The organism is Campylobacter curvus (genome assembly GCF_013372125.1).
Taxonomy (GTDB): domain Bacteria; phylum Campylobacterota; class Campylobacteria; order Campylobacterales; family Campylobacteraceae; genus Campylobacter_A; species Campylobacter_A curvus.
This window is the reverse complement of the sequence record NZ_CP053826.1, coordinates 189,549-203,322: the sequence shown is the minus strand read 5'-3', so window position 1 is coordinate 203,322 and position 13,774 is coordinate 189,549. Positions and strand designations below refer to the sequence as shown.

General features: G+C 43.7%; 17 protein-coding genes. 3 read left to right on the top strand and 14 right to left on the bottom strand.

Features of this window, described 5'->3' with window-relative positions; genetic code table 11:
* Positions 1–2: 2 nt before the first annotated feature.
* The 11 genes from CCVT_RS01035 to moaA form a co-directional block, all read right to left on the bottom strand.
* Positions 3–800, bottom strand: coding sequence for an HldE family sugar kinase (locus tag CCVT_RS01035; protein ID WP_018137424.1), 798 nt, complete (start codon positions 798–800; stop codon positions 3–5).
* Positions 794–1,780: a hypothetical protein gene (locus tag CCVT_RS01030; protein ID WP_009649505.1), complete on the bottom strand. Its 987-nt coding sequence runs from the start codon at positions 1,778–1,780 to the stop codon at positions 794–796. Before CCVT_RS01030 ends, CCVT_RS01035 begins: the two co-directional genes overlap by 7 nt.
* Complete coding sequence (rlmB, locus tag CCVT_RS01025; protein WP_026175553.1) at positions 1,773–2,453, bottom strand: 23S rRNA (guanosine(2251)-2'-O)-methyltransferase RlmB; 681 nt, start codon at positions 2,451–2,453, stop codon at positions 1,773–1,775. Before rlmB ends, CCVT_RS01030 begins: the two co-directional genes overlap by 8 nt.
* Positions 2,454–2,547: 94 nt before the next feature.
* A complete protein-coding gene (gene rsmI, locus CCVT_RS01020) occupies positions 2,548–3,366 on the bottom strand; it encodes a 16S rRNA (cytidine(1402)-2'-O)-methyltransferase (protein ID WP_018137422.1) in 819 nt (272 codons plus the stop codon).
* 3 nt (positions 3,367–3,369) lie between these two features.
* Positions 3,370–3,570 (bottom strand): 50S ribosomal protein L31, encoded by a 201-nt coding sequence (rpmE, locus tag CCVT_RS01015; protein WP_009649619.1) that lies wholly within the window; start codon positions 3,568–3,570, stop codon positions 3,370–3,372.
* A gap of 81 nt (positions 3,571–3,651) precedes the next feature.
* Positions 3,652–4,305 carry a 16S rRNA (uracil(1498)-N(3))-methyltransferase gene (locus CCVT_RS01010; RefSeq protein WP_018137421.1) on the bottom strand — a complete coding sequence of 218 codons (654 nt, stop codon included), beginning with the start codon at positions 4,303–4,305 and terminating at the stop codon, positions 3,652–3,654.
* 1 nt (position 4,306) lies between these two features.
* Complete coding sequence (locus CCVT_RS01005) at positions 4,307–4,708, bottom strand: hypothetical protein (RefSeq protein ID WP_018137420.1); 402 nt, start codon at positions 4,706–4,708, stop codon at positions 4,307–4,309.
* Between the two features lie 8 nt (positions 4,709–4,716).
* Positions 4,717–4,917: a hypothetical protein gene (locus CCVT_RS01000; RefSeq protein ID WP_018137419.1), complete on the bottom strand. Its 201-nt coding sequence runs from the start codon at positions 4,915–4,917 to the stop codon at positions 4,717–4,719.
* Positions 4,917–5,498, bottom strand: coding sequence for a 6-pyruvoyl trahydropterin synthase family protein (locus tag CCVT_RS00995; RefSeq protein ID WP_026175552.1), 582 nt, complete (start codon positions 5,496–5,498; stop codon positions 4,917–4,919). The genes CCVT_RS01000 and CCVT_RS00995 overlap by 1 nt, the downstream gene beginning before the upstream one ends.
* The gene (locus CCVT_RS00990; RefSeq protein WP_026175551.1) at positions 5,498–6,244 is read right to left on the bottom strand and encodes a 7-carboxy-7-deazaguanine synthase QueE; all 747 of its coding nucleotides are present in this window, start codon (positions 6,242–6,244) and stop codon (positions 5,498–5,500) included. The genes CCVT_RS00995 and CCVT_RS00990 overlap by 1 nt, the downstream gene beginning before the upstream one ends.
* 20 nt (positions 6,245–6,264) lie before the next feature.
* A complete protein-coding gene (gene moaA, locus CCVT_RS00985; RefSeq protein WP_018137416.1) occupies positions 6,265–7,233 on the bottom strand; it encodes a GTP 3',8-cyclase MoaA in 969 nt (322 codons plus the stop codon).
* A gap of 240 nt (positions 7,234–7,473) precedes the next feature.
* Between moaA and CCVT_RS00980 the strand changes: the two genes are divergently transcribed.
* The gene (locus CCVT_RS00980; RefSeq protein WP_018137415.1) at positions 7,474–9,600 is read left to right on the top strand and encodes a TonB-dependent receptor family protein; all 2,127 of its coding nucleotides are present in this window, start codon (positions 7,474–7,476) and stop codon (positions 9,598–9,600) included.
* A gap of 50 nt (positions 9,601–9,650) precedes the next feature.
* Here CCVT_RS00980 and CCVT_RS00975 read toward each other — a convergent pair whose 3' ends face one another.
* Genes CCVT_RS00975 through mqnP form a run of 3 tightly spaced genes read right to left on the bottom strand, consistent with a single transcriptional unit; the run spans position 9,651 to position 11,554 of the window.
* On the bottom strand, positions 9,651–10,157 hold the full coding sequence (locus tag CCVT_RS00975; RefSeq protein ID WP_018137414.1) for a DUF6115 domain-containing protein: 507 nt from the start codon (positions 10,155–10,157) through the stop codon (positions 9,651–9,653).
* A gap of 9 nt (positions 10,158–10,166) precedes the next feature.
* On the bottom strand, positions 10,167–10,688 hold the full coding sequence (locus CCVT_RS00970; protein ID WP_169765130.1) for a hypothetical protein: 522 nt from the start codon (positions 10,686–10,688) through the stop codon (positions 10,167–10,169).
* The gene (gene mqnP, locus CCVT_RS00965) at positions 10,685–11,554 is read right to left on the bottom strand and encodes a menaquinone biosynthesis prenyltransferase MqnP (RefSeq protein WP_018137412.1); all 870 of its coding nucleotides are present in this window, start codon (positions 11,552–11,554) and stop codon (positions 10,685–10,687) included. The genes CCVT_RS00970 and mqnP overlap by 4 nt, the downstream gene beginning before the upstream one ends.
* Positions 11,555–11,651: 97 nt before the next feature.
* Between mqnP and CCVT_RS00960 the strand changes: the two genes are divergently transcribed.
* Positions 11,652–12,872 carry an NAD(P)/FAD-dependent oxidoreductase gene (locus CCVT_RS00960; RefSeq protein ID WP_018137411.1) on the top strand — a complete coding sequence of 407 codons (1,221 nt, stop codon included), beginning with the start codon at positions 11,652–11,654 and terminating at the stop codon, positions 12,870–12,872.
* Between the two features lie 2 nt (positions 12,873–12,874).
* Entirely contained in the window at positions 12,875–13,765 is an 891-nt protein-coding gene (gene miaA, locus CCVT_RS00955; protein ID WP_018137410.1) for a tRNA (adenosine(37)-N6)-dimethylallyltransferase MiaA, read from the top strand.
* The last annotated feature ends 9 nt before the right edge of the window (positions 13,766–13,774 follow it).

The following is a 13,774-nucleotide window of genomic DNA, read 5'->3' as shown; positions in this document are numbered from 1 at the left end:
TCCTATTTGCTAAGCTTTACGCTTATGTCGTTTTTTATGTTATTTATGTCGATATTATCACTTATCAGCACGTATTTGGCGTCGCTTGGCAGCTGTAAGTCGTATTTGTGCATCGCCTTGTGCTCTTCAAAGCTCACTATCTGCTCTAAATTTTTATCATAGATCCTCACCAAAGGCACCCAGCGGCTAGGCTCGTTAGAGACGATCTCAAGCTCGCTAGCACCGCTCGTGTTTAAAAAATACGCCCCGGCAGAACGCGGTAAAACAAACTCCTCGCCAAAAATAGGCTCACCGCTTTTTATCTGTGCGTCTTTTGCCTCAAGGCTGATGACCAGATTGCCACCTTGTCTGCTAAATTCTAAAATCCCAAAGCCGCTTGCATCAAGAGCCTGAGCGAGCAAAACGGGGTCGATACCACCACTTTTAAGCGCGATGAGAGAGTAAGAAATAGGCGATAAATTTGAAAATTCATTGACTCTGGCGATATTTACGCCCATCATATCAAGGCTGAAATTTAGGGCTTTTACAAAAATCGCAGGCGAAATTTCATCGTTCGTGGTAAATTTTAAATTTAAGCTCGAAGAGGAAAATGACGCCGCATCAAAAAGCCCGTTTTCTTGCAAGAGACCGACTATCTCCTTTGTCTTTACGAAGCCTTTTTCATCGACAAATTTACTCTCATCGCTAAAAAGAGAGCGAGCGGCCGAGGCATCGGCGCTAAGAGCCTGCGCACTAAGAGTAGCGCTCGCAGCAAAGAGCAGGGAGCAAAAAAGAGCCTGCAAGGCTAGGAATTTTACCAAGATTTGCCCTTGTTCAAAGCGATGAATTCATCGTAGCTTATGGACTTTATCTCGCCGTTTTCGACTAAAAATCTAGCCGGCCTGCTGGGTGTGAATCTGCTGACCTTATCTCCGACCTTTAGCTCTATCGAGCCGTTGCCACAGACGACGAGCTGTCTTTGTTTTAAATTTATAGAAATATTTTTATTCGAATCGCTTGAAATTTTCTGTCCGTTTTCTAAATTTATGATGCCTATCCAGACCTTTTGTTTTGGGATTATCAAGGCTTCGTCCGCAGAGCCGATGACCTCGCTTGCGTTAGTGTCCTTTGAGGAGATGCTCGTAGTGAGCTTTTCTAGCGCCGAGCTTTGCGTGCCGGCGTTTTGATCTAGTTTCACATCTTGTGCCGCGAGCTGCGGAGCGCTTAAATTCTGCTCTGCGGGCGCCGTGACCTCTCGCTCACTTTGGCTGGCATTTTTATCCGCGCTTAAGCGCTCGCCGCCAGCTTGAGTTATCGTTATGTTCGTATCTATGATATTTTTTTTTACTTCGCTTACGATGCTAGACTCCGAATACACCGCGCTTCTGTTCTCATCGTTGAAAAACGACGGTATGCTTTGGGCGTATTTGTAGATATCAAAATAATAAGCACCAAACGCTATGAGCGCCAGTATGACGACCCAAAACAGCCAGCCTAGCGAACCGCCGGATCTTTGCGTGACTATCTCGTCGCTCGTGTATGATGAAATTTTAGGATTTATCTTCGTTTTTTTGCTCTCGTCTGGCTTGTTTTCGCTCAAAAAGGCTTCGTATTCTTCCAGCCACCATCCAAGGTCGATGTTGTATTCACGTTGCAAAATTTTGATGTAACCCTTGGCGTTTAGGCGCACGAGCTTGGCAAAATCCTTATCTACGATACTTTGTAAAAAAACGGGCTCGATGTGTGTCTTTCGCGAAATTTCCTTGATGCCGATCTCTTTTAAAATTTCAAGTTCATTCATTTATCATCCTATCACAGATTATCGCAAAGGCCGCGCTCACGTTTAGCGAGTCCCAGCCCTCTTTTAGTTTTATCCCTACGCACTCGTCGCATTTTGCGAGCGCCTTTTGTGGGATGCCTTCGCCTTCCGAGCCCATTATCAGTGCTCGCTTGGGATCAAATTTCATCTCATGCACGTTTTTGCCGTTACTAGCGGTAGCATAAAGACAAAAGCCGCTTTGTTTGAGCTCGTTTAGCAGACTCAGTCCGTCCTCGAAAAGCACTATTGGGATCTCATAAGCAGCACCGCTACTAGCGCGCAAAACGCCTTCCATATTTATGCTCTTTGCAACCACGACAAGTCCCTCGCAGCCAAGCGCATAAGCGCTCCTCGCGATAGCTCCGATATTTCCTACGTCGCTGATGCCGTAAAGCACGGCAATGAAACTCATCTTTTTTAGCTCGTTTATCGCGGCGAATTCATATTCGCCGACCTTGGCCAAAAAGCCTTGATGGTTGCCGCCTCGAGCCAAGGACTGAGCCTTTTGATTATCCACACGAGATATATGCTTACCGACACCGCAAATGCGCGAAAATAATTTTTTATCGCACTCTTTTGAGAGATATATCTCTTCTATCGTTTGCGGATGCTTATCCAAAATATGCAAAAATAGCTGCTTCCCGTATATTATCATGGGCTTGATGATACCCAAAATCAAGTAAAATTTAACTTATTTTTGAAGAAACGCTCAAATATATCAGGCAAAATACACAACCGCTAAAATGCGGTTACAAAGAGGCTATAAGCTCGGAGTATATCTTTTTTACGTCTCGTCCCGTGATCTTGCTTAGTAGCTTAGCTTTTGCTTTTGGCGCGATATCAAGGGCGTTTACATCGTCTATGCTTATGGTTTGCGACGCTACATTGCGATTTTGCGAGACGACTACGCACCACTCGCCATTTAAGTTGGCGTCTTTTAGCTCGTTTGCGACACCTTTGGCGCTGCCTTTAAATTTCGTCTCAAATTTTTTAGTCGCCTCTTTTATGACAAAAATTTCACGCTCGCTATCAAATTTCGCTAAATTTTCAATAAGGCTCAAAATACGCTTCGGACTTTCATAGATCACGCATGGGTAGGCCAAATTTAGGGCGTTTTGTATGGCTAAATTCCTATCTTTGCCGGTATTTGGCAAAAAGCCTAAAAATACGAATTCCTTATCACAAAATCCGCTTGCTACAACGCTCAAGAGTGCAGCGTTGGCTCCGCTTAAAATTTCATAAGCGATGCCGTTTTTTTGAGCGTATCTAACGAGCGCCACTCCTGGATCGCTGATACCTGGCATACCCGCGTCGCTCATATAAGCCACGTTTTTATCAAAAAAATTTTCATCTAAATTTGCAAAAAAATTAGCCTCGTTGTGAGTATGTAGGGGGATGAAATTTCGTATGTTTATGTTCGCGTCAAAGCGGTCGTTTAGTAGATTTACGAGACTTTTACTGACTCTCGTATCTTCGCAGATGATCACCTCGCATCCGCGCAAAACGCTGATCGCGCGAAGCGAGATGTCTTCTAAATTTCCTATCGGAGTAGGAACAAAATAAAGCAAGGCTTAGTTTAATGCGTATTTTTTCTTGAATTTCTCGACGCGGCCGGCGCTATCTACGATCTTTTCGCTACCTGTAAAAAACGGATGGCATTTGTCGCAAATGTCGATCTTGATCTCGCTTTTGTTCGATTTTGTTTTAAAAGTGTTGCCACATGCGCAAGTAACGGTGCAATCGATATACTCCGGATGTATCTCTTTTTTCATAATTTTTCCTTTATTAGTTTGACTGTTTTTTATTTAAGCAAGCTGGGATTATACTAAAAAAAGCTTAAAAAATCAAATGAGCTACACTAAAAATTTGCTAGCCACACTCACAGCCGCGGTTTGTGACCTTAAAATGCTATTTGTATCAAGCGAGTAGCTAGAAATTATCTTGCGCGTCTCATCTGGAGCAAAACCTCCCTCAGGGCCGATAAAAAGCAACTCTCCTTTATACTCGGCTAAATTTTTACCGCCGAAATTTACGAGCGCGACATCTTTATAGACAGCCAGAAATTCATCTAAATTTTTATAAATTTCAAAGCTCATCAGCGAGCCTCGTCCGCACTGTTCGCAAGAAAGCGCACTTATATATTCAAGGCGCTTCACGTCTATCTTAAAATTCGCCTGCGAAAATTTCGTATAAACGAAAATGAGTTTGCCAACGCCAAGCTCGTTTAAAAAAGGGGTCGTCTTCTCGACAGTTTTTGGATCCACGACCGCCCAAGCCAGGCTAAATTTATAGCTTATAGCCGCAAGCGTCGATGTGAAAACAAGCCTTAGCTTGGCATCTTTACGTCCAAATTCTTCTATCTCATAAAGATAGTCCTTGCCGTCTTTTAAATTTCTTAAATTTACGCGTTCGCCGACTTTTGCTCTACGTGCCTTAAGGTGCAAAAATGCTTCGTTTATGATCTTTAAATTTTCACAGCCGGCCATAGCGTCGTATAAAAACTGCAAATCAATACCCCGCGATGATTATGAGTAAAATTTCAGCCAAGCTCTGAAACAGGGCGAATCGCCTAAATTTAGCCAGCTGCTTGGCGCGCGCGTAAAATTTCAGCTTTTTAAACCCAACCCCACTAATAGCTATCAGCGCCACTATTACGACTATCATTTTTACGGCTTTAAAGCTTAGCTCGTAGTTATAAGCGGCCGCTAAAATAAGCCCCGTAAGGATCATGAAGCTTAAAAGCATGTGATAAATCGGTAAAAAATATCTGATACGAAGCACGTAGTTTTTGGTATCTATGCCAAACTGCGTCAAAAAAAGATATATGACGCAAAGCAGCAGTAAAACATGCATGAAGCCTTGATGTATCGGGAAAGTGTAGGCGTAAAGCCCACTTAGATATTGGTTCAAATTTCGCCCTATTTTTGTGCGTTTTGCGTATCTTCTATGGCCGGTTCCGGCGGTAAATTCTCATCTATGCTGACGTTTGCGTCCGGCTGAGCGATGGAAACGTCGCTTGGTACCGGCTCACTTTTAGGCGCGGTATCGCTCTTTTCATCGCCGCATCCTATAAAAACGCTCGCACATATCGCCAAAATCAAAATTTTATAAAATTTCATTAAACATCCTTAGCATTTACGATAGGCTTTTTAAATTTTATCTTTTCAAACAGCTCTTTATCGTCCCACTCGTCGATCACGGCCTGCGAAAATACGATCCGGTCTAAATTTATCTCACCCATTTTCGCGTTATAAGCATCATCTCTAAAGCACTGCGCATAGCCCGTATCCGTCTCATGCACGATTATACTCTCTAGCTTCACCTCGCGCTCGCCGTTTTGCATGATAGTAGTGCTCAAAAGCCTATCGATGATGACGAAAAATATCCTGCAAAACTGCTCCGCCGAGGGATTTAGCGAGATCTCTACCCAGCGCGCGGAGTGCTTTTTGAGATCGTTTTTATACTCCGCCTCGTCGCCTGAAAATATCGTCGTAGCGTGATCGAAGCTGTCGATTATGCACTTGATGTTTTGCTTCATCAAGCCAAAATCATAAACCATGCCGGCATTATCCAAAAAATTTGAGCTTAGCAGCACCTCAGCCTTGTAGCTATGGCCGTGGATGCTCGTCCTGCAGCGCTTTGAGCTACAAAACCTCACGATATGCGCGTTTTCAAACGTAAAAAGTTTTCGTATTATCATCAAACACCCTCTTTTTTATCCCAAAGCCTGATGTGGATGCGCTCAGAGTAGTTAAATCCATGCTTTATAGCAAAATCTGCGACCCTTGGCGCATTTTGCTCCAGCTCGCTCCTACTAGCGCCCATCGCCATGCACCAAACAGGCGCATCCGATATCTTCAGCACTTGCAAAATTTGTTCCAAGTCATTATCGCCAGGCGAGCTTAAAACAAACTTATAAAAGCTCTCTTTAGCATTTTTGCAAATCGCCTCTATCGCCTTCATATTTATACGTTTATCTACGCTCACGCCACTGTTTGCGAGCTTTATGCCAAGTGCGAATTTACATTTTTTATATACCGGGAATTTTACAAAATTCACCTCGATCGTGCCGTTTGTCTCAAAATGCACATCAAAGCCAAGATCCAGCAAATTTTGTACTAAATTTATGAAATTTTCATTTTTGTGATGTATGAGAGGTTCGCCACCGGTCAGAACGACGATAGGTCGGGTCTTTAGCCCTTTGCATATATCTTTTACAAGCAATAAAATTTCGTCGCCAGAGTATCTCTTGGGCTTAAAATGTCCTTTAAAAACGGCCCTTGCGCTATCGCAGCCGATCAAAATTTCGCCCGTTTTGTTTGATCTTGTTTTTACGTCAAAGCCGATGCAGTTTAGATTGCAGCCAAAAAATCGCAAAAATACGGCGAGCCTGCCCTGGTAAGCACCTTCGCCCTGAACGCTCAAAAAGCTCTCGACAAGCTCCAGTCCTCTGCTGCCGCCTCGCATCACCCGCCCGTTTGATAAAAGGCGCGCGAGGAGGTCTCGTTAGCGGCCCCGACAGCCCATTTGTTCTCTTTGGGCTTATTAGCCAAAACTTGTCTTAAAATTTCGCTCGCTCCTACGATGTCGCCGCGACTGACGGCGTCTTTTATGCTAAGCGCGTCCTCGAAATACAAACACGGTATGAGCAGTCCCTCGGCACTTAGGCGGATGCGGTTGCAACTCTCGCAAAAGTCATGCTTGTGCGGATCGATGATACCGAATTTATATCCGTCGTCCAGACGGTAGATCGAGGCCGGTGCGTTTGGCAACTTTTCATCCTTCGTGACATTGTATTTTTGTGAAATGATGTCTAAAATTTCATCACTTTTTAGACCTTTTAGATCGTCTTTCGCGTGAGAATTTTCCATATATTCGATAAATCTTATCTGTGAATTCCTAAACCTTGCGAATTCAAGCAAATTTATCAGCTCGTCGTCGTTCACGCCCTTTAACGCGACCGTGTTTATCTTTACCTTCAGCCCCGCGTCAAGAGCAGCCTCAAACCCGGTCAAAACCTCGTGTAAAACGCTCTTTTGAGCTATGAATTTAGCCTTTTGTTCGTTAAGCGTGTCAAGCGACATATTTATGCGCTTTAGCCCTGCGTCTCTTAGCTTCTTTGCGTAGTGGCGCAGCATAAAGCCGTTAGTCGTAAGCGCCAGATCGATGTCCGGCTTATAGTCGCTTATCATCTTTACGAACACATCAAGATCTTTACGCACCAGCGGCTCGCCACCGGTCAAACGTATCTTTGTCACGCCCTCGTCTATAGCGACCTTGACAAACAAAAACAACTCCTCGAAGCTGAGCAAATTTTCTCTTGGCGTCCAGCTAAAAGGCGTCGTCGGCATGCAATACCTGCACCTGAAATTACAGCGCTGCGTAACGGAAATACGCAAATAATCAACCACCCGACCATATTTATCTACAAGCATGATGCACCTTTGAAAGCTTGGTTAAGGCTTTATTTTTACCTTGTTGGTTCGTTAATTATATGTTAAAAATTTTAAATACACATAAAATTTTTTATATGAAATTTTATATTTTGGAATTTATATATCCTGTAAAATTTGAATCAAAAATATATAAAATTTATCAAAAATTTAAATGTAATATTAAGTATATTTCTGTATGATACGAGCTATCAATATTAATATTTTTAAAAGGAATCTTAAATGAGAAAAAGGAGTTTGGCGCTCTGCGCCGTTTTGTTCTGCTCTTTTGCAAACGGCGCGGAACAGGGAAACACCAAAGAGGTAAAACTTGAAAATATTGTGGTATCTGCCACTGGTTTTGAACAAAATGCTGATGAAAATTTAAGAAATGTTATCATTGTAGATTCTCAAACGATACATGAACGCGGATATACATCGATAAGGCAAGCTTTAGAACGCGTAAGTGCGATCAGCTTCGTAGATACGGGGCTTGGTAGAAACATCGATATGCGCGGACAAGGCTCCAAAGCAAATGTCGCTGTAAAGGTGATGGTAGATAATCGCCCTATAAATGTGCTCGATAACTCGCACGGAGTAACTCCGATAGATAGCGTCAGTATCGAAAATGTCGAGCGTATCGAAATAATCCCTGGTGGCGGTTCGGTGCTTTATGGAAACGGCACTAGAGGTGGAGTCATCAATATAATCACTAAAAAATCAAAAGAAGATGCAGCGTCTTTTGGTGTGAAATTTAATACCTATGACTACTCAAATACTCTTTTATCAAATTTCAACCTCGGACTATCTAAAAAATTTACCGATAATTTTGCCTTTAGCACAAATTTAGACGCGTTTAACGGACACGGTTATAGACAAGGAGATAAGAAAAAGGGATTTTATTCTGCTTCAAAAATATATGCCGATATAGCCGATAACACAAATTTGACATTAAATTACAACTTCTATCAAGCAAACGAGGATACGAGTGGCTATCTTACTAAAGCTCAAATAGACGCCGATCCGCGCCAAAAAGCCGATGGAAGCATAAAAACAAAAACCACTCGCCCAGAGATCAGCCTGGACGTAACGCACAAGATTAGTGATAGTTGGGAGCTAAACGCACTAGCCTTTTGGCAAAAGCAAAAAATATATTATAAAGAGCGATTGTCTCCTTATAATTACAACTCGCTGGTAGTCATGGCCGATGGAACAGGTAGTAGATTTAACGATGAGATAAGCGGCGTGAATTTAAAGGCAAAGTATAATTACATGAGAAATTCATATCTGATTTTTGGCTATGACTTTAAATATCGCGAAGCTTTACGCCATCACATCGTCTCTTATGGTGGGGTATCGTCAGGGCCTGCAACCGTAAATTCTCACGTTATGACAACGAAACTAAATATGAAAAAAGAGACGCACTCAGTTTTTGTCATGGACTCTCACGAATTTAACGATAGCTTTATCCTAACAGCCGGCGCTAGATACGAGCATGCAGGCTATAAAAGCGACAGGAACTATCATAACTATATGAATATGAAAATAGGAGCGATGACCAGGATAACCGATACGACGACGATTTATAACACTAAAGATCATTCTAACAACTACGCGCTTGAATTTACACCTACATACAAATACTCAGACACTGGGCGCATCTATGCCAAATATGAGCGCGGCTTCCTCTCTCCCTCTCCGTCTCAGCTGACAAACAGACGAACTGGTGCAAATCCGTATTACGCATCAGATCTTGATCCAGAAACATTCGACACTTTTGAAGTGGGAGTAAAGGATTATTTATTTGATTTCAGCGAAATCGCTCTTGCTTTATACTACACCAAGACAAAGGATGAGATCACATATACCGGTGATCCGCACGCTACGATGGGCGCTTATTGGCAGTATTATAATCTTGACGAAACGCGTAGGATCGGAGCGGAGCTAAATTTAGCTCAAAATTTTGACAAGCTCACACTTTCTCAAAGCATGAGCTATATAGACGCAAAGGTCACAAAAGGCGTGAATGACGGCAAACGAGTCCCTTACGTATCTAAAGTGAAAGCTACTGCGGGGGCTAGCTATGAATTTACGCAAAATGTGTCAAGCTTTGTAAATTTAACATATCTTTCAAAGGCACTTGACGGCGGTAAAAACGATAGTGACGGCAAGATGCAAAATAACGAATATACAAAAAGCTATCTCTTGACCGACATCGGGCTAAACTACACATATAAAAATTTAAATGTCTTTGCGGGCGTGAAAAATTTATTTGATAAAAAGTATTACACTTACCAAAGTGCCGTAGATGATAAATACCTACCTGGAGAGGGAAGATCGTATTATATGGAGTTTAAATATAATTTTTAGACTTTACAAATGGCTTGAGTTCGTCTCAGGCCTACTTTAAAATTTTAAATTTAAGCCAGCTGATGAAGCTTTAGCACGAATTCCACTCGGCCTACGCCCAGGTGCAGGTCCTTTGCGATGCTCTCTATGCTCTTGCCGGAGTTGAACATCCTCACGATCTGCTCCTCTTCGTCCTGCGCGCTTGGCGTTATCTTGCCGATATCGCGGGTGCGCTCCTCAAGAGTGAAAATCCTATCCTTTTGCTCGCTGGCAAACTCGTCTATGACGCGCTCGATGCTCTTTATGGCTTTGATGATAGGCACGATCTTTTCGTTCAGCTCGGTTTGTAAATTCTTTTCGAGCTCCTTTTTCATTTCGTCAAGCTCGTCAGGATCGTCATGCTTGAAATTCGCCAAAGATGCGATCTGTTTTTTTAGGTTGAAATTCTCCTGCATAGCGCTTTCTATGGCGCGCTCGTATCTAGTAAAGCGCTTGTTCGTCTCGGCGTCTTTTATAAATATCAACGCGATGATGATGATCAAAACTATGCTAAAGCCGCCAAATAGATAAATTTCCATCTTTTTCCTTTATGAGCCAGATCTCAGCTCTCTTATCATCACGCGCTCCCTAGCGGTCACATAGGCGTTCCAGTCGCTCTCGTCCTCTTCGTGCATCGTATCTATCTTTGCCGTGCGCTCATCAAGGGCTAGCAGATAAAGGGCCATGGTGCGTTTAGGGAAGACCGGCATCAAAATTCTCGCGTAATATCGCTTGTTGGCTTCAAATTTATGCTCGCTTATGCGCACATACTCAAAGCCTATGGCGTCTATTTTCACGCTCTTGCTTAAAGGCAGATAGCGCTTGTGCTCGTTTCTGACATATTCGCTGAGCGCATCGACCTTTCTGTGAAGCTCGATCATAAGCGTCAGTAAAACCTGATCGCTGTCTTTGGTCTCTCCGCGCGATTTAGCGCGCTTTAGCCACGCTCCAAGCGGGTCTTCATCGCCAGGAAGCACGGAGTTGAATTCTCTCAAAAATTTTTTATCGCCCGCCTCGTCAAGCTCAAATTCCATATCAAGAGGAGCAGGGATCAAACGAATATCACTCATAATACACTCATCCAAACAAATATAAAAAATAAAATTCCAAGATAGCCGTTTAACGTGAAAAACACGCGGTCTATCTTGCTAAAATCGCGCCTAACGATCCTATGCTCCTGCCACAAAATCACGCCGCTTAGCAATATCCCAAAAAACGCAAAGCCGCCTAAATTTACCGCCCAAGCAAAAAGCAGCCAAAATATCACAGACAAAGCGTGAAAAATAGCCGATATGAATAGCGTCGCCTTGTCGCCATAAACGGAAGGTATGCTAAAAAGTCCGTGCTCACGGTCAAATTCTATATCTTGCAGCGAATAAAGCAGGTCAAATCCTCCCACCCAAAACATTACGCCAAGGCAGAGCAAAACGCTCCAAAGCGGGATCTGCGCGCTCACTGCGACCGCCCCCGCGATAGGCGCCAGCCCCAGACTAAGGCCCAAAACAAGGTGCGCTAGCTCGCTAAAGCGCTTAAATATCGAATACCCTGCCAAAACCGCCAAGATAGGAAAGCTCAGCCAAAATGCGAGCGAATTTATAAAATAAGCACAAACGATGAATATCACGCCATTTGCAGCGATGAAAATTCGCATATTGTCTTTGCCGATGCGACCGTCCACGCTCGGACGATTCGCCGTTCGCGGGTTTAGTTTGTCGATGTCCTCGTCTTTGTAGCGGTTAAACGCCATCGCGAAATTTCTAGCCGAGACCGCGCACAAGGCCCCTAAAATCAGTAATCTAAAGCCAAACCAAGCCGAGTCGTTTACTTGTTTGCTAGCCACTATCATCGCCGTAAAGATAAAAGGAAGCGCGAATACCGAGTGCTTGAAAACGATGAGTTCGCCGATATCTTTTAGCTTTTTTATAAAATTTTCCATATATTTCCGTTTCAAATTTTAAGGATTTTACACTCTTTTGCTTTAAATTTAAATTTATATTGTTATAATCGGACAAATTCAAGAAAAAGGGGCGGATATGAGCAAGGTCGTTGTTATCGGTGCTGGCGTCAGCGGACTGATGAGCGCTTACGAGCTGGCAAAAAACGGCGAAGACGTCTTAGTGATCGAGCGAGGAGACGGCGATTACGATATTAGCGGGATATTAAGCGCGTTCAAGACGCCTCCTTTAGCACACGATGGCGTCATATCAGGCTCATTAAAGCGCCTCTTTGCGGGCACTAGCGAGCTTAGTATCAGCCCCATCCTAAATGAAAATTTTCGCAGCTGGATGACGAAATTTAGCCTTAGTATAAACGACGAACGCATCAAGAGATCGCAAATTTTATTTGAAAAATTTGGCGGCGAGAGCTATGAAATTTACGCTCAGCTAAACGAAAAATACCCTCAGATAGATTTCAAACGAAACGGTCAATTTTTAGTCTTTACCGATGAAAATAGCTTTAAAAAACGCTTAGATAGCATCAAACTAGGCGATCAAACGCAAGAAATTTTAGACGTTGAGGGCATGAAAAACGAGCTTGGATTTTTAAATCAAAATATAAAAGGCATCATAGATCTAAAGCAAAACGCCCAAATAGACGTGCAAAATTTGGCTGACGCCCTAAAAAGAGAGCTCGAAAATTTAGGCGCAAACATCGTTAAGGACGAGATCGCTTCGTGGGAATTTAGCGGCAATCTCATCGCTAAAGCCATCGGCAAAGAAAATGCCTACGAGGCCGATACTTTCGTGCTGGCCTCCGGTATAGACACCCTACTCGCAAGCCGTCTGGGCTCGAAGCTAAATTTGATCCCGTCTAAATTTTACAGCGTCGATCTGAAATTTAGTGCAGAAAAGATCCCCTCAAAGCCGGTCGTTTTAAACGATCTATTCGCCAAAATAACGCCTAAAGCGGACGGCGTCAAGATCACATCGGGCCTACAAATAGGCAACATCGACACCCTAGTTCGCATGGATAAAATAAATGAATTTCTAAACGCGCTAAAGCCCTTTGGCACGACATGCGAGCTAAAAGAGCCAAGATACAGGGCAAATTTCATCGCGCTGACGCCAAACGACATGCCTTTGATCGGGCGCGACGAGGTCTATAAAAACTTAGTCTTTAGCATGGGGCACGGCTGGCTCGGGCTTAGCTTCGCACCGGCTAGCGCTCGCCTCGTGGCGCACCTCATAAGCGAGGATAAAGAAAACATCGACATCAACGAGCTGCTGCTTTTTAGCGGATTTTATCAGGGCTGAGATTGTTTTGCGAATTTGCCATCATCGGCACCACCGCAAGCGGTAAAAGCGCGCTCGCACTGCAAATCGCACAAGAATTTAGCGGCGTTATCTTAAGCCTTGATAGCCTGGCGCTCTACAAGCAAATCGATATCGCAAGTGCGAAGCCAAGCCGCGAAGAGCTAGCTAGCGTAAAGCATTTTGGCATAGACGAGATCTATCCAAACGAAAATTTTAGCGTCGGCATGTTTTTTAAAATTTACGAGCACGCCAAAGACTACGCTCTAAACGCGGACTGTCCGCTCATCATCACCGGCGGCAGCGGCTTTTATCTAAGATCGATGCTAAACGGATTGGCTCCTGACGTACCAAAATGTGAGAAGGCTTTAAGTAACGATGATATTTACGCCCTAGCGGCCAGGATCGATCCTAAATTTTGCGCTAAATTCAGTCCCAATGACAGCTACCGCCTTGAAAAATGGTATCAAATCTATAAATTTAGCGGCGCTGCGCCCAGTATCTGGCTAAGAGAAAATACTAGCGAGCCCGTGATAAAAGAGCTCGCGATATTTGAAATTTTATGGCCGACACAAGCGATAAGAGAGCGCATACAAAGGCGCACACAGGCGATGTTTGAGGCAGGACTGCTGGAGGAGGCGAAATTTTTATTTGACACCTACGGACGCGAGGCAAAGCCGCTAAGATCGATCGGGCTAAAGGAGTGCGCAGACTTTTTTGACGCCAAGATATCGCACGAGGAGCTAGCCTCGCTCATCTGCACGCACACGGCCCAGCTCGCCAAGCGCCAACGCACCTTCAACCGCTCGCAATTTAGCAAAATTTTCATCGGCGAGCCGGACGCCACGAGAGAGAAGATCAAGGGATTTTTAAAAAACCAAGCAAAGCGCCTATAATGCGAATCT